The 18,529-nt window shown below is 48.7% G+C and carries 19 protein-coding genes; 12 read left to right on the top strand and 7 right to left on the bottom strand.

All coding sequences use genetic code 11. From position 1 onward, the window contains the following. Positions 1-68: 68 nt before the first annotated feature. Positions 69-575: a hypothetical protein gene (locus tag ACAN54_RS08895; protein ID WP_379153131.1), complete on the bottom strand. Its 507-nt coding sequence runs from the start codon at positions 573-575 to the stop codon at positions 69-71. A 290-nt stretch (positions 576-865) separates the two neighbouring features. Between ACAN54_RS08895 and ACAN54_RS08890 the strand changes: the two genes are divergently transcribed. Together ACAN54_RS08890 and helD are read left to right on the top strand one after the other, a co-directional pair. Further along, on the top strand, positions 866-1,897 hold the full coding sequence (locus ACAN54_RS08890; protein WP_379153129.1) for an FUSC family protein: 1,032 nt from the start codon (positions 866-868) through the stop codon (positions 1,895-1,897). A 270-nt stretch (positions 1,898-2,167) separates the two neighbouring features. Continuing rightward, the gene (gene helD / locus ACAN54_RS08885; RefSeq protein WP_379153127.1) at positions 2,168-4,525 is read left to right on the top strand and encodes an RNA polymerase recycling motor HelD; all 2,358 of its coding nucleotides are present in this window, start codon (positions 2,168-2,170) and stop codon (positions 4,523-4,525) included. Positions 4,526-4,655: 130 nt separating this feature from the next. Here helD and ACAN54_RS08880 read toward each other — a convergent pair whose 3' ends face one another. From ACAN54_RS08880 to fsa, 3 genes are all read right to left on the bottom strand, one after another. Then, complete coding sequence (locus ACAN54_RS08880) at positions 4,656-5,876, bottom strand: MFS transporter (RefSeq protein ID WP_379153125.1); 1,221 nt, start codon at positions 5,874-5,876, stop codon at positions 4,656-4,658. 12 nt (positions 5,877-5,888) lie between these two features. Next, the gene (locus ACAN54_RS08875; RefSeq protein WP_379153123.1) at positions 5,889-6,332 is read right to left on the bottom strand and encodes a MarR family winged helix-turn-helix transcriptional regulator; all 444 of its coding nucleotides are present in this window, start codon (positions 6,330-6,332) and stop codon (positions 5,889-5,891) included. 130 nt (positions 6,333-6,462) lie between these two features. Continuing rightward, on the bottom strand, positions 6,463-7,110 hold the full coding sequence (fsa, locus tag ACAN54_RS08870; protein WP_379153121.1) for a fructose-6-phosphate aldolase: 648 nt from the start codon (positions 7,108-7,110) through the stop codon (positions 6,463-6,465). Between the two features lie 229 nt (positions 7,111-7,339). Between fsa and ACAN54_RS08865 the strand changes: the two genes are divergently transcribed. Together ACAN54_RS08865 and ACAN54_RS08860 are read left to right on the top strand one after the other, a co-directional pair. Beyond that, positions 7,340-7,807, top strand: a complete 468-nt coding sequence (locus ACAN54_RS08865) for a hypothetical protein (protein ID WP_379153119.1) — start codon at positions 7,340-7,342, stop codon at positions 7,805-7,807. 97 nt (positions 7,808-7,904) lie between these two features. Next, positions 7,905-8,381, top strand: a complete 477-nt coding sequence (locus ACAN54_RS08860; protein ID WP_379153117.1) for a GNAT family N-acetyltransferase — start codon at positions 7,905-7,907, stop codon at positions 8,379-8,381. A gap of 6 nt (positions 8,382-8,387) precedes the next feature. Here the strand turns inward: ACAN54_RS08860 and ACAN54_RS08855 are convergent, their stop codons facing one another. Beyond that, entirely contained in the window at positions 8,388-8,585 is a 198-nt protein-coding gene (locus tag ACAN54_RS08855; protein WP_379153115.1) for a hypothetical protein, read from the bottom strand. A gap of 76 nt (positions 8,586-8,661) precedes the next feature. On the opposite strand from ACAN54_RS08855, the gene rpiA reads away from it, so the two are divergent. From rpiA to ACAN54_RS08830, 5 genes are all read left to right on the top strand, one after another. After that, the gene (gene rpiA, locus ACAN54_RS08850; protein ID WP_379153113.1) at positions 8,662-9,348 is read left to right on the top strand and encodes a ribose-5-phosphate isomerase RpiA; all 687 of its coding nucleotides are present in this window, start codon (positions 8,662-8,664) and stop codon (positions 9,346-9,348) included. Beyond that, positions 9,260-9,841 (top strand): VanZ family protein, encoded by a 582-nt coding sequence (locus ACAN54_RS08845; protein ID WP_379153111.1) that lies wholly within the window; start codon positions 9,260-9,262, stop codon positions 9,839-9,841. The genes rpiA and ACAN54_RS08845 overlap by 89 nt, the downstream gene beginning before the upstream one ends. 21 nt (positions 9,842-9,862) lie before the next feature. Beyond that, positions 9,863-10,303: a GNAT family N-acetyltransferase gene (locus ACAN54_RS08840; RefSeq protein ID WP_379153109.1), complete on the top strand. Its 441-nt coding sequence runs from the start codon at positions 9,863-9,865 to the stop codon at positions 10,301-10,303. 239 nt (positions 10,304-10,542) lie between these two features. Next, on the top strand, positions 10,543-10,992 hold the full coding sequence (locus tag ACAN54_RS08835) for a MarR family winged helix-turn-helix transcriptional regulator (RefSeq protein ID WP_379153107.1): 450 nt from the start codon (positions 10,543-10,545) through the stop codon (positions 10,990-10,992). Continuing rightward, on the top strand, positions 10,989-14,147 hold the full coding sequence (locus ACAN54_RS08830; protein WP_379153105.1) for an MMPL family transporter: 3,159 nt from the start codon (positions 10,989-10,991) through the stop codon (positions 14,145-14,147). The genes ACAN54_RS08835 and ACAN54_RS08830 overlap by 4 nt, the downstream gene beginning before the upstream one ends. A gap of 126 nt (positions 14,148-14,273) precedes the next feature. Here ACAN54_RS08830 and ACAN54_RS08825 read toward each other — a convergent pair whose 3' ends face one another. Beyond that, positions 14,274-14,945: a tetratricopeptide repeat protein gene (locus tag ACAN54_RS08825; protein ID WP_379153103.1), complete on the bottom strand. Its 672-nt coding sequence runs from the start codon at positions 14,943-14,945 to the stop codon at positions 14,274-14,276. Between the two features lie 233 nt (positions 14,946-15,178). On the opposite strand from ACAN54_RS08825, the gene ACAN54_RS08820 reads away from it, so the two are divergent. Further along, the gene (locus tag ACAN54_RS08820; protein ID WP_379153101.1) at positions 15,179-16,177 is read left to right on the top strand and encodes an aldo/keto reductase; all 999 of its coding nucleotides are present in this window, start codon (positions 15,179-15,181) and stop codon (positions 16,175-16,177) included. Positions 16,178-16,374: 197 nt separating this feature from the next. Continuing rightward, the gene (locus ACAN54_RS08815) at positions 16,375-16,533 is read left to right on the top strand and encodes a hypothetical protein (RefSeq protein WP_379153099.1); all 159 of its coding nucleotides are present in this window, start codon (positions 16,375-16,377) and stop codon (positions 16,531-16,533) included. A 111-nt stretch (positions 16,534-16,644) separates the two neighbouring features. Here ACAN54_RS08815 and ACAN54_RS08810 read toward each other — a convergent pair whose 3' ends face one another. Next, positions 16,645-16,857, bottom strand: a complete 213-nt coding sequence (locus tag ACAN54_RS08810) for a hypothetical protein (RefSeq protein ID WP_379153097.1) — start codon at positions 16,855-16,857, stop codon at positions 16,645-16,647. A gap of 226 nt (positions 16,858-17,083) precedes the next feature. Between ACAN54_RS08810 and ACAN54_RS08805 the strand changes: the two genes are divergently transcribed. Then, on the top strand, positions 17,084-18,442 hold the full coding sequence (locus tag ACAN54_RS08805; protein ID WP_379153095.1) for an extracellular solute-binding protein: 1,359 nt from the start codon (positions 17,084-17,086) through the stop codon (positions 18,440-18,442). The last annotated feature ends 87 nt before the right edge of the window (positions 18,443-18,529 follow it).

Raw genomic sequence — 18,529 nt, 5'->3', positions numbered from 1 at the left:
TATACGGATCCCCTATACAGCTCGTATGGGAATCCGCATTTGCTAACAATTGGTTCGTGGATATGAAATCAAGGTGTTCTGGAAGGCAAGGCTGAAGATTTGGGCTCCTGAACATGTGCCGTGCGGCTAATACTCAGTTTCATAAGCGCCGGCAGGCTGGCTTTTAGCTTATCCGCCTCTTCACGGGTAAGCTGGCCTTCTTTAATCGAAGCATCGAGCTTCAGGCTTGCCGCATCACTTAGCTTTTGAATATATTGCTCTTCGGTCCAGCCTTTTTTCTCCTGAGCTAAAGTATATAGCGTTTTTCCTGCTCTAAGGCTGCGGATTATTTCTGTACGGTCCATCTCCAGCAGCTTGGACGTTTCATTGATGATGAAATGTCCGCGTGCGGCCTTAAATCCCTTGTCCATATTAGGCGCATGGGAATGGTGATGTTCTTTTTCAGCATGAACCGCCGAATCCGGCTTAGCGGAAGGAATATTACCTGCCGTATTCTCAGCATAAGCGGCGGCAGGAGCCAAACAGAGCAGAAATGCTGTTGCGAAGGCTGTGATTCTTTTGACATTGTTGTTCATTGTTTCACCTCTACTGTAATGTGTTGGGACTGCAGTACCCAGTATTCCCCGTATGCTGAAAGAAACCTGAAAGCCGGCTTAAGACATACTAAAATTCGCCAGCCCGCATCTTGGGTAATAATGTCTGTGCTTTATTAGAGATGAACCAAAGCAGATCAGGATATACATATTTGTACGAAGTGAAATCAATGATGTAATGCTCACAAAACTTAGGCATATGCTTTCGAAGTGAGTTTTGTACGAAGTGAAATCGATGAAGTAATGCTCACAAAACTTTAGGAGGGATGGATTTGGCTTTTGGCGCCCGCATACTCAAAACCGGATTGGCAGTAACCCTTGCCCTCTATCTGTCCGCTCTGCTTAACTTCACATCCCCCGTGGGCGCGGCGATTGCAGCGATATTCGCAATGCAACCCTCAATATACAGATCCTGGCGTTATTTTCTGGACCAGATACAGACAAGTACCATGGGTGCTGTACTGGCGCTCCTGGGTGGAATGCTGCTATCCAATGAACCGATTGCCGTCGGTCTGGTATGTATTCTTGTGATTATGATCAGTATGAGAATGAACCGGGCCGATACGATAGGTCTGACACTGGTAACCGTGATCTCGGTCATGGAGGCCTCGGGACAGTGGGAGTTTGCTTTAACCCGTTTTTTACTCACGCTGACCGGTATTATTGCAGCATTTATCATTAATATCGCAGTATTTCCTCCCCAGCCGCGTAAGCAATATATCCAGCAGATTGAAAATGTTTTTGGAAGCCTGTCATTACTGCTCAGAACTGCCGTGTCGCACGAGATGAAGGAGAGCGTCTTCCGTGATGAGAAAAATGCGCTGGAAGGCTCTATCCGGTCGCTTGCAGACAAATATGCTTTGTTTGAGGAGGAGCAAAAGCAGCTTCGCAGAGCTAAATACAGCCAAACCCGGCAAATGGTCGTCTACAAGAATCTGCTGGCTTCACTGCAGAAAGGGTTTGAGGTGCTGGAGGCGGTGGACCGGCATTATTTTCAGGCTGAACGTACAGAACGCACAGACGAGCTGTTCGACCGTCATTTGGAGCAGCTAATCAAATACCATGAGACGATTTTGCTCAAATTCGAAGACAAACTGAAGCCGGGAGCGACCGATATCGACCCGCTCAGCGAAGACAACGACAGTTTCCTGCAAGCAGCAATCAGCGGCTATGATGCAGAGAAAAGCGGGCAGTTGAGGTTATCTGTTGTAGCTGCGGCGGTCTATGACTATGGGTACCAGCTGGAGCGCCTGGATAAGGTGGCGGACCAGATCAATCGTCTTACCGGTGATGAAAAAGAATAATCCGCTATCCCTAATGAATATTCGAATAAGTTGACCATCCATCGGAATGAGGAGCATACTTTATAGTGATCAGCTTGTAAGGGCATCGATTGGAACACAGCAAAAGATCCGGCCCCAAAGGGGACCGGATCATCAAAGACTTGATTAAATATAATGTAGTTGTTACAATTGAAGGATATCAGTAACTCTAGATATACAAAGCACAATTACGCAACTTAATTGTAACATGATAATGCGTGGATGTCAACCTTTCGGAGGGGATGAATTTCAATGGAGAAACACGATATTGAATGGAAAGAAGAGCAGGAAAGGGTCGATGGAATCACGAAGCTGCTGACAGCACATATCCGGAGGTTATCCGGTGAGCTCGGTCTTCATCGCAGTGATGTCGTGGATATGCGTAAAGAGTTCTGGGAAGAGGTTACTGTGAATTTCAGCAGCCCGGATGACCTTGGGGAAACATCAACAAGTCTTCGGCAGCAGGCCCAGATTCTGAATGAACGTGAACGCCATCATCTACAATCAAGCAAAGCACTTAAAAAATATAGAAAGCTGGTTGTTTCCCCATATTTCGGCCGGATTGATTTTAAGGAGACACCTGAAGCCGGGACAGAGAAGATTTATCTGGGTATCGGTTCGTTAATGGAGGATAACGGTACTTTCCTGATCTACGACTGGCGCGCCCCCATCTCCAGTCTTTATTATGACGGGGCTCCGGGACCGGCATCCTATGAAACGCCCGGGGGCCAAATCTCCGGAACGATGGAGTTAAAGCGCCAGTTCGTCATCGATAACGGTTCGATAGAAGTCATGTTTGATACAGGCGTTACCATCGGTGACGAATTGCTCCAGCAAGTCCTCAGCCACAGCGCTGACGACCGGATGAAAAGCATCGTTGCGACGATACAGAAGGAGCAGAATGCCATCATCCGCAATGACCGGAGCCGGATGCTTGTCGTTCAAGGAGCTGCCGGCAGCGGTAAAACCTCAGCCGCATTGCAGCGTGTAGCCTATCTATTATATAAATACCGCGAGGTGCTCCAAGCAGACCAAATGCTGCTCTTTTCGCCCAATCCGCTTTTCAACAGCTATGTCTCCACAGTGCTGCCGGAGCTGGGTGAAGAAAATATGCAGCAGACCACGTTCCAGATGTATTTGGAGCATCGGCTAGGCCAGGAATTCGAGCTTGAGGATGTTTTCAATCAGACGGAAAGTCTGCTGAATGCCCCGGACGGGCCCGAGGCGGCTATACGCAGAGAAGGGATCGCTTATAAATCCTCAGTGGCTTTTCTGGATGTGATCCGGCATTACGTTAATCTTCTGGAGCATGAAGGGATGCTGTTTAAACCGCTTATGTTTCAAGGCCGGGCTGTGGTTAGCAAGGAAGAGATGGAGCACAAGTTCTACAGCTTCGATCCCAGTATTAAACTGGCGAACCGGATTGATCTTATGACGGGCTGGCTGCTCAAAAAAATCGCTGCATTCAGCGTGGAAGAACGGGATTCGCAATGGGTGGAGGATCAGATTGAGCTGATGGATTCCAGTGACTATCAGCGCGCTTATAATATGCTCCGCCGTAAGGGTGGAGGCCAGAATGACAGCTTTGATGATTTCGATATGGAGAAAACCTCGCTGGCCAGATTTATCGTCAGTCAGCGTCTAAAGCCCCTGCGCGGCTGGACCAAACGCAGTAGGTTTGTGGATGTGAAGGGGCTCTACAGCCTGCTTTTTACGGATCAAGAATTAATGGAACGTCTGAGCGGTGGCCGCAGGCTGCCTGAGGCCTGGAATGACATCTGCCGGCAGACTTTAATTTCGCTGAACCAGAACGAACTTGCTTATGAAGATGCAACACCTTTTCTATATCTGAAAGAGCTTAGTCAGGGTTTTCGCACGAACACACTAATTCGTCATGTGATTGTAGATGAGGTGCAAGATTACTCTCCATTCCAGCTGGAATTCATGCGGCGGCTGTTCCCGCGGGCCAAAATGACGGTGCTTGGTGATCTGAATCAGGCGATTTATGCCCAAGGCGAGGTGCTGGGGGATCTGGGAGGACTGGTCAGTATCTATGGGGAAGAGAACACCGAAGTCATTTCCCTAACCCGCAGCTATCGCTCTACGTATGAGATTGTTGAGTTTACACGTTCGATGATACCCGGAGGGGAAAAGATCATTCCATTTAACCGGCGGGGAGAATCACCGTTGCTGACGGTTATGGACAATGAGGAAGGCCTGCTGGCTTCTATAGAAAAGGATGTACTGAATTTGCATTCCATGGGTTATCATTATGTGGCCGTAATCTGCAAGACTGCTGAAGAAAGTGCACGCGTTCATGCTGAACTGCAGGACCGGCTTCCAGTGAGGCTGGTTACCAAGGATACGCCCAATTTTCAAAAAGGAACGCTGGTTCTCCCCGCCTATCTGGCCAAGGGGGTTGAATTCGATGCCGTTATCATTTACGACGGCTCTGAAGCTAAATATGGCCGCGAAAGTGAACGCAAGCTGTTCTATACCGCATGCACCCGGGCTATGCATCTGCTCCATATCTACAGTCTGGGCCAGCCCAATCATTTCCTGCCTGCTGAAGTTCGTGAGTCCGTGACTGCCGGGGCTTCACAGAGATAAGAACCGAAGATTTCAATACGTAAAGACCGCCTTCATAAGGATATTGGAAGGCGGTCTTTGCTGTGCGTTAGATTTAATTTAAAGGGATATCAATGGGTCTTATCCGTAGCCGTAACATCTTAGGCGGAATTTATTTGCCTACTGGATGATTTATGGAAGGTTCCTGGGCAAAGCTACGGCGTTGATACCGCGAAGTAAGCAAAATAACCAAATAGATCAACAACAATAAAAGCGGGGCAAGGGTTGAATAACGGTACATGACAGCATAGCTGGTATAAAGTGCAATCGAACCGAGAATCAGCGAGCCGATAGCTACACCCAGATCCAGTGAGTTAAAGAACATCCCGTTAGCCATCCCGCGCTGCCGGGGCTCTACAGACTGGATCATCCAGGTCTGCAGTGCAGGCTGCATGGATCCGAATCCGATACCATAACATATCGCGGCCGGAAACAGTGCGGCTGTTGATGTGGCGAAAGAGAGCAGCAGCAATCCTGCAATAATGAAGAGACTGCCTGGAATGAGCAGAGCGGGAGGACCATAACGGTCGTAGATTTTGCCGGATAGAGGTCTTACCACTACAATAGCGACAGCATTGAACATGAAGAAGTAAGCGATATGTTCAAGATGAATTTCATTACCGAAGAGAGCCAGAAATCCCAGAAGCCCCCCGTAAGAGACAGAGAGCAGAAAGTTAAGCACACAGGGAACGAATAGTCTGCGGAAGGCTCCACCTTTGAGTTGTGTCACCGGAGTATTTGCGGGCTCCTTGTGATGTGCCGGCAAATTAGCGGTCAGACGGTAGCCAAGCGGCACAATCAGCGCCAATACGGCGATTGTACAGATCAGCAGCGAGCTGAAGCCGGGCCCCTGAAGTAGGCTCAGCCCGAGAAGGGGACCGGCTGACATGGCGAGACTCGTAGACAGGCCGAAGTACCCCATGCCTTCACCCATCCGCCGGATCGGAATTACATCAGAGGCCATCGTCGGGAAGGCGGTGCTGGCCATGCCGAATCCTACCCCGAACAGCATCCGCATAAGCAAGAGAGCAAGAATGCTTCCTGCCCAGTAGTAACCGATAACCGCAGCAAGGGATATAGCAAGCCCAAGGAAGATCAGCAGATTGCGGCCGCCTTTCTCCATAGCCTTCGCAGAGAGGAGGCGTGAAGCGATGGCACTCAGTGCGAAGAGACTGGTCACAAGACTGACTTGAACAGATGAAGCGTGAAGTGTTTCTTCTGCATAGGCAGGGAGAGTGGAGAGGGTCATCTGCAGGCCCATGAACAGCATTAAATTGCAGATCGTAAGAATAATAAATGACGGGGTCCATAAACGTTCAGATGTATGATTCAAAACGGGTGTCTCCTATTCTTGAAGTGTATTTCCGGTGTTGTTGTAGATCAATTCCAGCATGGAGCGGAGATCTTCAAGCTGTTGCCGGCTTAGTCCATTAACAGCTGTTGCAATGGTCTGTTGCTCCAGAGTAACCGTGTGCTCTATCAATGACTTGCCTGTCTCTGTTGCATAGAGTAAGAAGGCACGCCGGTCGGTGGGGCTCATGGTCTTGTGGATGAAACCTTTCTTCTGCAAAAGCTCCACAATGCGGGCAGTCGTCGGCTGGTCTTTGGCAGCCGCAGCGGCAACCTCTTTCTGATTGATGCCTTCATGGTCACAGATCATCAGCAGGATAGACCACTGCTCAGGGGTGATGTCATAGGGCTTAAGGACACGGGCGAATAGATTGGAGATTCTCCGGTGCGTAGAGCCCAGCAAAAATCCGAGAAAATCTTGATGTGAAGAATGGGACATGAATAGTCGTCCTTTCCAATATACTTGTTATGACAATTATATTTAAGACAATTAAAATTGTCAATGAACAACAAAAAAGCCTATCCCCGCATTAGCGGAAATAGGCTGGTAATTTATCGTTAAACAGTGCTTAGAGCTGCGGAACCTTCTCCCAGTCCTTCAGGAAACGCTCGATGCCGCTATCAGTGAGCGGATGCTTCCAGAGTGAAGGCAGGAGGGAACCAGGAATGGTTGCAATATGTGCACCTGCAATGGCAGCCTGCTCCACATGCGCAATGTTACGGATACTCGCAGCGATGATCTCCGATTGGAGTCCGTAATTGGTCAGGATCGTCTTCAAATCCGAGATCAGCTTCATGCCATCTACACCGATATCATCCAGACGTCCAACAAACGGGCTGATATAGGTAGCCCCGGCTTTGGCTGCCATCAGGCCCTGAGCTGCCGAGAAGATGAGGGTTACGTTGGTTTTTATACCTTTTTTGGTTAGTTCATAACATGCTTCCAGACCATCTTCGGTCATTGGCAGCTTGATCACAACATTCGGTGCCCATTCAGCGATTTCATAAGCTTCCTTCAGCATTTCTTCAGCTTTCAGACCGATGACCTCAGCACTGACAGGGCCTGGGACGATCGCAACGATTTCTTTGATTACATCTTTGAACAGTCTGCCTTCTTTGGCGATAAGCGACGGATTCGTCGTTACGCCATCCACTAATCCGAGGCGGGTAATACGTTTGATTTCTTCAATATTTCCGGTATCCAAGAAAAATTTCATTTCGTGGTATCCTCCCTTGGTTGATATGGATTGACAAACGTTTTGCACCACTTCATTATGAATCATGCTGCTGGAAGATTCAACTGTTAAGATGAATATTTCAAAATAACTTTATAGAATTCCAGGCTGAAATGTAAATTCAGCAGGCCGTGCCCATTCCCTGACACGTTCATCACGTGATAATATAGAAACGGTATTGTTCATAACGCTGAAATGGCAGGTGTCAGATATGATTATGGTATATGCAGGGGTTGTTATCTTTCTGTTATTTGCTGCCGGCGTCATGGCCTTTCAGAACAGCAGGCTAATTGCCCAACAGGAGGCTGGAGAGTCTACGGGACGTATCAGCAGCTTGATGTATTCCGTCTATTATCAATCCTTTTCAATGAATGAAGAGCGTCCGGAAGCCGTTCCTTTGTTTCAATTCACCGTACATTCGGACGAAGAGGGGCGGCTTGCTAGCGGAGAGGTTGATAAGACGATCGCCCTTTGCCGTGTTCCAGCCGGAAGCGGGGAAATGGCACTCTCTGACGCACAGAACTGGATGCTGGGCAGTATCCGGCAGTCTGCGCTGCGGGGCGAGCAGATTCTACCTGCATCATTTACGGACAAGGCCGTGAACAAAGGGGAGAAAGAACTGATCTTCCGTTTGGAATCAGCCGTAAAAGAGGAGACCGCAGTTGCGGATCGTCATTAGCCATGTGGTCATTGATACCTGTACAAGGTGATAAGAAAACCCATACTAAAACTATATAATAGTTGGATAATATACAGATGAGAGTGAGGGACCGGGAATGTCACTGAATATCGGAGTGGAATTTGTTGTGGTTGATCCAGAGAATAGAGATTTGCAGAAACTGATTAAACGGCTGGATGATGAATTGAAATCCAGATATCCGCATGAGACGATCTATGTTGTGGATTTCTCTGATCCCAAGGTGAGGGAGATGACGTTTGTAGTGGCCTATGCCGGGAATCAGCCGGTAGGCTGCGGAGGTCTGCGCCCGCTTGCTGCTGATTCTTCAATGATGGAACTAAAACGTTTCTATGTAGACCCGGATACCCGCAAACAAGGAATTGCAAACCGTATGCTGCTGGATTTGGAGCAGAAGGCGGCAGCGGTGGGCTGCAGAGAGATCCGGCTGGAGACAGGCATCAAGCAGCCGGAAGCTATTGCGCTGTATGAGAAGCACGGCTACCGGCCGATTGATTTGTTTGGACCCTATATTGGTGATCCTGACAGCCTTTGTTACGGCAAAGTCTTGTCTTAATTAACTTTAAGCGTGATACTTGCCGGTCGGTGCATCCAGTACCCACTCCAGCATCAGGATCATATCCTCAAGCCGGCTTAACTGGGCGTTCAGCGTTTCTCGCTGCGGGCTACCGGCCGGCAGTGGTGCCAGGCGGGATTCCATGGATCTTTTTTGCAGGGTCAATTCATTAATTTTGGATTGGATCTGATGTTCGGTTCGCATGCTGGAAGCCTCCTGGCGATGATAATTTGCTTACTTCTCAAGGACTATTATAACGGATACATGGGGGTATTAGAAAATGACTATCAATGTGAAGCAACTCGCGGCAGAGAAAGCAGTGGAGTATGTGAAGGACGGAATGAAGGTTGGACTGGGAACTGGTTCTACTGCTTACTGGGCCATCCGCAAGCTGGGTGAACGGGTGAAGGAGGGATTGCAGATTACTGCTGTTGCCACTTCGGTTGCTTCGGAGAAACAGGCCCGTGAGCTCGGTATCCCCCTGGTCGGTTTCGGTGATATCGACGGTCTTGATCTGACCATTGATGGAGCGGATGAGCTGAATCATGATCTGGAGCTTATAAAAGGCGGCGGCGGTGCGCTGCTTCGTGAGAAGATCGTGGCCCGCAATAGTACACAGATGATAGTGGTGGCTGACGAGAGCAAAGCTGTTGATACCCTAGGCAAATTCCCGTTGCCAGTAGAGATTGTTGCTTTTGCCTGGGAGTGGACTGTAGCCGAGCTGGCCAAGCTGGGCTGTACACCAGAGCTTCGGCGCAGCGGGGATGTTCTGTACAAGACGGACAACGGAAACTATATTGCAGATTGCTGCTTCGGGTCCATTACTTCAGCTACTGCACTCGCAGAGTCTCTTCAGAATATTACCGGGGTAGTGGAACATGGACTGTTCATTGGTATCGCCGATATGGCAATCATCGGTAAAGCGGACGGGAGCATTGAAATCATTGAGCTCAAGAAGGTCTTATAGCAGAAGTAAACATGGCAGTTCCGGCCAAAGAGTCAAAAGAAAACATAGGCCTCCGCAGACTAGAGGTATAGGCCGGGCATTGATTATGATCCTGTTAGTAGCATACTGCTCCGCCCTTGTGTACTGGATGTTCCTGGGGTTTGGACGAACTGTTCATTCAGAAGGGCCGTTCCGGTATAACGTGCAGCCGCTTCGTACCATTGAATTATATCTAAATCTCGATAACGGAGTTTCTTTGTCAGGCAGAATAATCAATTTACTGGGCAATGTCATTGTCTTTGCACCATTTGGTTTTCTGTTGCCCTTGCTGAAGAGGAATCTGTATGCTGTCTTTCGGCTGCTTCTAGTGTCGGCAGCAGGAATACTGCTCCTGGAGATCATGCAGATGCTGCTTCGCGCCGGTAGCTTTGACATTGATGATGTGATCCTTAACCTGGCGGGAGTATTACTCGGATACCTCTTGCTGCGCATTGTGTATTTTAGAAGAAAATAGATGGAGAGGAGAATGAATTACATGCTGACAGATTTGAAGCAGCGTACCGATACAGAGGAAGTGAAGGAACTGCTGGCTTATGCCGTGATTGATGAACCGGATGCGCTCTGGCGCACCACGGTGGAATATAGCAGCAAGGCTGCATTGCAGCTCTATGGGTGGGAAGAGGAAGGATTGCTTGTAGGATTGGTAGGATTTGAGGAAACTGAAGATGGTTCGCTGGACATCCGTCATATTGCCGTACTCCCGGAGAACCGGGGAAAAGGCTATGCGCGGGGGATCATTCTCGAACTGTTGGCAGCCCGCAATCCGCGGTATCTTCTGGCTGAGACAGAGGATGAGATTGCCGCAGATTTTTACAGGAACTTGGGCTTCATGGTGTACAGTCTTGGTGAGAATCCTGCGGGTATTGAGATGTTCCGCTGTGTGTATGAAGTGGAAGTAGAAGAGGATGAAGAGTAAACAGCCAGATGCATTCGTAATTATCACATAGGCAGCATGGGCATGAGCCACTTCGCATATTTATGGCGGGGTGGCTTTTTTGTGTGAGATATATCTTTTGCAGGAATGAGTATGTGATATTGACTTGGCCGTATGAAAATATTCTGTAAGCAGATTGACTTTTTAGTCTGCAAATTATATAGTTTCACTGTGAAACTATTCTACACACGAACTATTATCAAAGATAGGAGGTTGGAATATTGAACCTTGAAGAACAATGGATTAACCGCTATGTGGATGCATATATGGCAGTGACCCGGCAGATCAACTCGCAGATCAGGGATAGTATGGCAGAGGGATTAACCAATGACCAGTTTCTAATTATGCGGCTGATCAAAAGCCAGGCCCTGTGCACATCCACTTTTTTGGCAGAAGCAGTAGCTGTGGGGAAGAGCTCCATTACTGCAATCATCAATCGGCTGGTTGAAGCCGGATTTATTGAACGGACCCGTGATGAGAATGATCGCCGTCAAGTCTATTTGACGCTGACACCTGTAGGAAGTGAAACCTATTGTACGGCTGAAAAGCAGGTTCATGAGGTGATTTCTCCTTATTTCTCGCATTTTGAGGAACAGGATATCGAGAAATTTATCACGATGTTTGAGAAACTGGCATTTTTGATGCAGGAAACAGGAGGGAAAGACAATTGAAGACAATACTTAGAGCAAGATGGGCCATTATAGTCGTATGGCTCGCGGTAGCCGTACTATTATTTTTAACTGCACCGGGCATGTCAGATCTCGTTCGTGAGAAGGGGCAGATATCCGTTCCGGACGGCTATACCTCGACTAGAGCTTCAGAGATTATGAAGGAAGTGGCCGATACCAAAGGCGGAGAGACGCTGCATCAAGTGGCGCTAGTCTTCAACAAACCAGCCGGTCTTTCCGCAGAAGATACTGAGAGCATTAAGCAGGGCGTTGAGAAGCTTGCTGCTCAAAAAGATACGCTGAAGATCAACTCGATCACCGACCCGTTTTCGCAGTCTGAACTGAAGGACACCCTGATTGCCAAAGACGGCAAAACCCTAATGGTTGCGCTGATGGTAAGCGGCGGGGAGGAAGCGGTTAAGCAATTGCCGGATCAGGTGGATGCATTGCTTAGCGGTGTCAGTGCCGATCACTACTTAACGAGTGAAGGACTAATTACGGAGGATACCATTGCCAGTTCGGAAGCCGGACTCAAAAAATCGGAATACATTACGGTCATCTTTATTTTGCTGATTCTGTTTGTGGTCTTCCGGTCGTTTGTTGCCCCCTTTGTGCCGCTTCTGACCGTAGGGCTCAGTTATATTGTCTCGCAGTCCGTAGTAGCATTCCTGGTGGACCGCTTCGATTTTCCTTTATCGACCTTTACGCAGATTTTTATGGTTGCCGTCATGTTCGGGATCGGGACGGATTACTGTATCTTACTGATCAGCCGCTTCAAAGAAGAACTGGCTGCTGCTGAGGATACTAAAAGTGCCATTATCACTACATACCGTAAAGCGGGTGGGACTGTATTCTACTCCGGCCTTGCCGTATTCGTAGGATTTCTGGCGATCGGGCTGTCCAAGTTCGGTCTCTACCGTTCTGCGGTAGCAGTAGCCGTAGGAATCGCTGTGATGATGCTGGCACTCGTAACAGTCGTTCCTTTCTTCATGGCAGTATTGGGTAAGACACTATTCTGGCCTTCAAGCAGTAAGCTAGAGCACAGTGAGAGCCGGATTTGGGGGGCAGCAGGTTCCTTTTCCCTCAAAAGACCTTGGGCAGCTTTGCTGATCGTAGCGGCGATCGTAGTGCCTTTCCTGTTGACTTACACGGGTAAGCTGTCCTTTAACAGCATGGATGAAATTGGTTCCAACTATGCTTCAGTCAAAGGCTTTAACATCATCTCTGAGAGCTTCGGCCCGGGTGAATCCATGCCAGGCAAGATCGTCATCAAAAATGACGACCGTATGGATACCTCGGAATATATTGGACTCGCGGAGAAGATCAGCCGTGAGCTGGAAAAGGTGGAAGGGGTCAAATCAGTACGCAGTATGTCGCGTCCGACCGGCGAGCAGATCAATGACTTCCTGATTCCAACTCAAGTGGCAACCCTATCCGATGGTCTCAGTCAGAGCAATGAAGGACTGACCAAGATTCAATCGGGCCTTGAGGAAGCAAGCAAACAGCTCAGTGACAATGAGCCGAAGCTGAACGAAGCCGTATCAGGCAGCGCGAAGCTGACAGAAGGTACAACTGAGCTGAAAAAAGGTATCGATGCTCTGGGTGATGGGCTGTCACGCATTCAAAGCGGCATTCAGAGCGGCTCCGCAGGCGCCGGAGAGATCAAAACCGGACTGGCACAGGCGGCAGCCAGCGCCAAGAAGTTAGCAGATGCCAATGCATCACTGCTGGAGGGTTACAAGAAAATTGGAGCAGGACTGACGGCGCTAGACGGCGGACTTGGTCAGCTCCAGACCCAGCTTCAAGGTGTGGCGGCTGCGCTCGGCGGCTTGGATGCGTCTTTCACCGGTCTGGAAGCTACTCATCCCGATCTCTTGCAGGATGTGAACTATCAGACAATCAAAGGCACAGTAACGCAGAGTGGGGCAGGAGCGGCCCAGCTAGCAGCTGGATTAAGCCAGATATCCGGACAGTTAAAAGGAGCTGCATCAGGCCTGGATCAGGCCAATACAGGATATGCCAAAGCGGCAGCCGGACAGACTGCGCTTGCGCAGGGGCTCGACAAGCTCGTGGCGGGTATCGGCCAGCTTCAATCAGGGTTGAATCAGGCGGCTGCCGGACAAGGACAGATTGTAGATAAGATACCTTCTATTACAAGCGGCCTGAATCAGCTACAGGGCGGCCAGCAACAGCTGGCGGACGGTTTCGGCCAGCTTACAGGACAAATTGGCCAATTGACAGATGGTCTGAGCGACAGTGCGAAGGGCCTGAAGCAGATTACAGGCGGACTGGATTCGGCTCAGGATTATCTGAAGCAGATTCAGGATGCCAAAGATGATGAACTGAGTGGATTCCTGGTACCGGAAGAGGCGCTTAAGGCTGAGGGTATGGGGCAGGTATTTGATAATTATCTGTCATCTGACCGCAAGGTGATGACCATGGATGTGGTATTTACAGCTAATCCATACAGCGCAAAAGCCATCGACAGTATGGGTGATATTCAGGCAGCTGTAGACCGCGCCGTCAAAGGTACAAAGCTGGAAAATGCCGAAACGGCCATCAGCGGTGTAACTAGCACCTATAGCGATCTGCAGAAAATATCCAATGAGGATTATACGCGGACAGTTATCCTAATGTTAGGCGGTATCTTCATCATACTGGTACTGCTGTTGCGTTCGGTTATTATGCCGCTATACCTGATCCTTTCACTAGTGATCACCTACTTCACAGCACTCGGGGTGACTGAGGCGATTTTCGTACATTTGCTGAACTACTCCGGGATTACCTGGACGACACCATTCTTCAGTTTTGTAATGCTGATTGCGCTGGGTGTGGATTACAGCATCTTCCTCATGGCCCGGTTCAATGAGAACAAGACATGGGATGTGCGGGAAGCCATCCTGCACGCCATGCGTAACATGGGTACAGTAATCTTGTCCGCGGTTGTCATTCTGGGCGGAACTTTCGCTTCGATGTATCCGTCCGGCGTACTGTCGATGATGCAGATTGCTACTGTAGTCCTGTCGGGTCTTGCCTTGTACGCCCTGGTATTCCTGCCATTCTTCGTACCAGTGATGGTAAGAATGTTCGGCCGGGCCAACTGGTGGCCGTTCAGCGGATCTGCTTCGGATGACAAACCAAGAACACTAGACATGTAAAACTGGATATTTATATAACGATCAATACCAGCTGAATGGATTGTCCTTAATCCCAAAAAACCTCCGCCGCACATTACTTGTGCTGGCAGGAGGTTTTTGGTCTAGCGGATGTATGTAGCGGCTGAATTAGCGAATCTTTGCAAAATAGCTGCGAAGCGCCCACCCGCGTTCCTGGCGTTTTTTGTATTTGGGCAGTGAGCGGTAAATGGCTGTCGATTCGGCAAAAGCACGTTTGGCATCGTCAGTTCTGCCCAGTGCCTTATACATCGAACCGGCAAGATAATAGGCTTCACTGGAAGAAGATTGTATCTCCTGAAACTGGGTTACATAATGCAAGGCTTTGTCATGATCGATATTTCGGAAGGTTTCAGCGAGACGGAGATAAGGCTGTCCGTATTGGGCTTTGCGGTTGATCTCCAGACCTTGCAGCATCTGTGCTTCGCCTTCAGGCAGCAGTCCCAGCTTCAAATTCGCATAGCCCAGCTCCACCCAATACTCCGCAGATTGCTCATAGCGGTCAGCGATTTGTACAAGCAATTCCTTGGCTTCACTGTAACGCTTGCGTTCAATCAGTAGTCTTGCCAAATCGAATTTGGCGGACACGTCATTCGGATTGAGTGAAATGGTTGTCCGCAGTCTGGACATTTGCCGGCTCCGGCGGAACGGCTTGGTGATGCTGGGGAAAATACCGACATATCGGCGGTCCAGAAAATACAGGATAACGAACAAAATGAGAAGTGCCAGAAAAGGGTTGCCCACCAGGCGGTACAGCAGTAAGAAACCGAAAATTTTAAACATGAATTCCCTCCGTTATATTGGTGTATCCGAACTTCATTCCTATAGCTGATTGCAGAGCAGGGTAATTATACCATATTGACCTTTATTTCAGATTGTTATTTTTCGTGCAGCAGGGTGAATTGACAGTCTATGGCTTAAGATTTAAGCTGAGAATATCTGCAGCTCCGCACAGGGATTTCCTGTTTTCTGCCTGCATAACTGAACGTACTCTATTTATGGGAGAAGGATGATTCATGGAATCAGGATTGGCAACAGCCGGCTTACGTCCCTTGGGACAATCCACATTAATGGTGTCGCCGCTTGGACTGGGATGCTGGCAGTTCAGCCGGGGTAAAGGCATTGTCGGGAAGTATTGGAGTAATCTGGAGGATGCGGATATTCTGGATATTGTCCGGGTGAGTCTGGAAGGGGGCATGAACTGGGTTGACACTGCTGAGATCTATGGCGGCGGTAAATCGGAGGAAGCACTAGCCCATGTGCTGGATCAGCTAAAAAGGGAGGGGAGCCCCCATGCTGCACCTCTGATTGCAACCAAATGGTGGCCGCTTTTCCGTACCGCTAATTCCATTACCTCCACGATTGATGAACGGATCCGTTGCCTCGGCGGCCGGGATATTGATTTGTACCAGATTCATCAGCCATTCTCCCTTTCTTCGATTGCCAGTGAGATGAAAGCGATGGCAGGGCTTGTTCAAGCCGGCAAGATCCGTAACATCGGAGTGAGCAACTATTCGGCCAAGCAGATGACGGAAGCCCACAGGCTTCTCCGCCAATATGGCTTGAATCTTGTCTCCAACCAGGTGAAATACAATCTGCTGGACCGGAGAATTGACCAGAACGGAACGATGGCGGCTGCGAAAGAGCTTGGAATTTCGATTATTGCTTACTCTCCGTTGCAGCAGGGCATCTTGACCGGACGTTTCCACGAGGACCCTGCGCAGATACAGGCTGTTTCCCGTATGCGGAGAATGCAGTCCGGACTTGGTGACAAAGGACTGGCCCGCAGTAAGCCATTAATCGAGAGTCTGAAGGAACTGGCAGGGAAGTACGACGTGACTCCTGGCCAAATTGCTCTTAACTGGCTGATGTATTTCAACGGCGACACGGTGGTTGCTATCCCAGGCGCATCCAAGGTCCGGCATGCCCGGGAGAATATCGGAGCGATGAGCTTCCGTCTTGAGCAAGGCGAGCTTGAGCATCTGAATGAAGTCTCTTGGACCGTTTTGAAGTGACGGATATGACTGGATAATGAACCTTTTATAATGAAACGTAGAAGACCTCCATTCCGCAGCGCGGATTTGGAGGTTTTTATTTTTTTCCTCAATGTGCAATAAAACTGTTTAGGATTGGAAGTTACGGGTTAATTAAGGGATAAGATAGTGCACAGATGCGCAAATATGGACGAACCTATATAAGGAGGTTGACTTAAATGAGTATGGCAGTACATAATCTTATGGCTTATAATCCTCACTATTTCAGACCTCAGCCCGTTGCTGATCCCAAGCCGCAAAGATCCGATGACCACACATTGAGCTTCAAGGAAATTCTGAGCGAGAAGCTGAAGGCGCAGAACGGAATGAAGAAATAATTACAATACTTCAGTATATCTATAATGATAATAAGATAGAAGCCGGATAAATCGACTAAGGTCGTTTATCCGGCTTTTTGCGTACCTTCTAATGTGGATTGGTTAAAGAAGCTAAGGTCTAACCTCATAGAATTGGCAGCTGCTGCGGGAATAATAGGTTAAGTCGCTGACTCTGGATTGAATCACGACATCCGAATCAGTAAAGCGTACAACGGTGGCTCCGGTATTCACCAGATGGTCATCCTCGAAGACTCTTACCGGCAGTTTGCGGTCAACGGCTTCCTGGAGATCGCTGTCGGTCAGCAAAGGGCGGTTAATAGGCATGATGGTACTCTCCTTTTATACAATATAACGATGCTGCGATTGCTGATAATGGAATTCAAAAATAGTATACCTGCGGGCAGCAGATAAATCCAGAAGGAACTCAAATGTGGGTCACATCTATCGTAAGTATTTCCACCATAAATCAGAAGTTTGCCTCCTCAAAAAAAAAGATCGCCTACTGTACACTAAATATAGTAAGAGAAACCTTTGAAAGGGGTACAGAGGAATGAGAAAAGCAAATCACCTGGCAGTGTCACTTGCCGCCGTTCTGCTCGTCGGTTCACTGGCAGGATGCGGAGGAAACAATAACGCCGGGAACGACGGTAAAAAAGATAATTCAGGTAACAATGCGGCAAGTACTAATGCTCCAGCAACAGAAAAGGCAGCAGATCCTGCTGAAAAAATTGAGCTCTCTTTCTGGACACTCGGTAACGTCAACTATGAAGAGTTGGGGAACCAGTATACCAAGGAACATCCGAATGTTACCATTAAGGTTCAGAACACCGGTGACCAGACCGCTCACCACAACAACCTGACGACTGCATTGTCAGCAGGTTCGGGAGCACCGGATATTTTCCAACTTGAAATCGGTTTCATGGAACGTTTCCTGGGGGCCCAGGATAAATTCTACAACCTGAACGATTATGGCGCGAAGGATATTCAAGCCAATTATCTGGACTGGAAATGGAAACAAGCCTCTTCCAAGGATGGCAGCTTCCAATTGGGTCTTCCAACAGATATCGGACCTACTGTTGTATACTACCGTACCGACTTGGCTAAAGATGCCGGTCTACCGGATGATCCAGACGGCTTCGGTGCTGCCATCGATACCTGGGATAAATTTGCTACAGTAGCCAAAGCGTTCAAAGACAAGACCGGCAAGCCGTTTGTGGATCTGACGGATCTGACTTATAACGCTCTGCGCGACCAGTCGGCTGACGAAATTTACTTCAGCAAAGCTGATGGCAAATTCATCGGTGACACGAATCCGCAGGTTAAGAAGGCATATGATTTCACAGTTAAGGGTATTCAGGAAGGATGGATCAGCAATGTAATGCTGTGGTCTCCTGAGTGGGGCCAAGGCATGAACGACGGTTCCTTTGCAGTAGTTATGGGACCTGCATGGATGGCCGGTAATATTAAGAGCAATGCACCGGATTCCTCCGGTAAATGGAAAATTGCTCAGCTTCCAGAAGGTGCCGGCAACTGGGGCGGATCATTCATCACCCTGCCGAAGGAAGGCAAGCATCCTAAGGAAGCTTATGACTTCATCCAATGGCTTGTTAATAAAGACAACCAGCTCGAATCGTTCAAGACTAAAGGTCTGATGCCTTCCATTCCTGCACTGTATGAAGATCCTGCCTTTAAGGACTTCAAGGATGAATTCTTCGGCGGCCAGCAGACTGCGGTTGAATTCGGTAAATCAGCAAACCGTGTAAAACCTGTCTACTACGGTCCTCTGCATGACCAGACGGATACGTTCTTCAAGAACGCACTGAAGAATGTACTGGAGAAGAAAGCCGATCCGGCCAAAGAGTGGGATGAAGCCGTAAAACAGGCGAAGACTCTGGCAGAACGCGGTTAATTAGTTCAATTAAGTTGTTATGATCGTCCGGATTCATGGGGGAGCAGTATCCTCCTTGAATCCGGATTTAAAAACGTTATATTCCCT

The organism is Paenibacillus diazotrophicus, from assembly GCF_042610465.1.
This window is presented reverse-complemented; position numbering and strand designations above follow the sequence as displayed.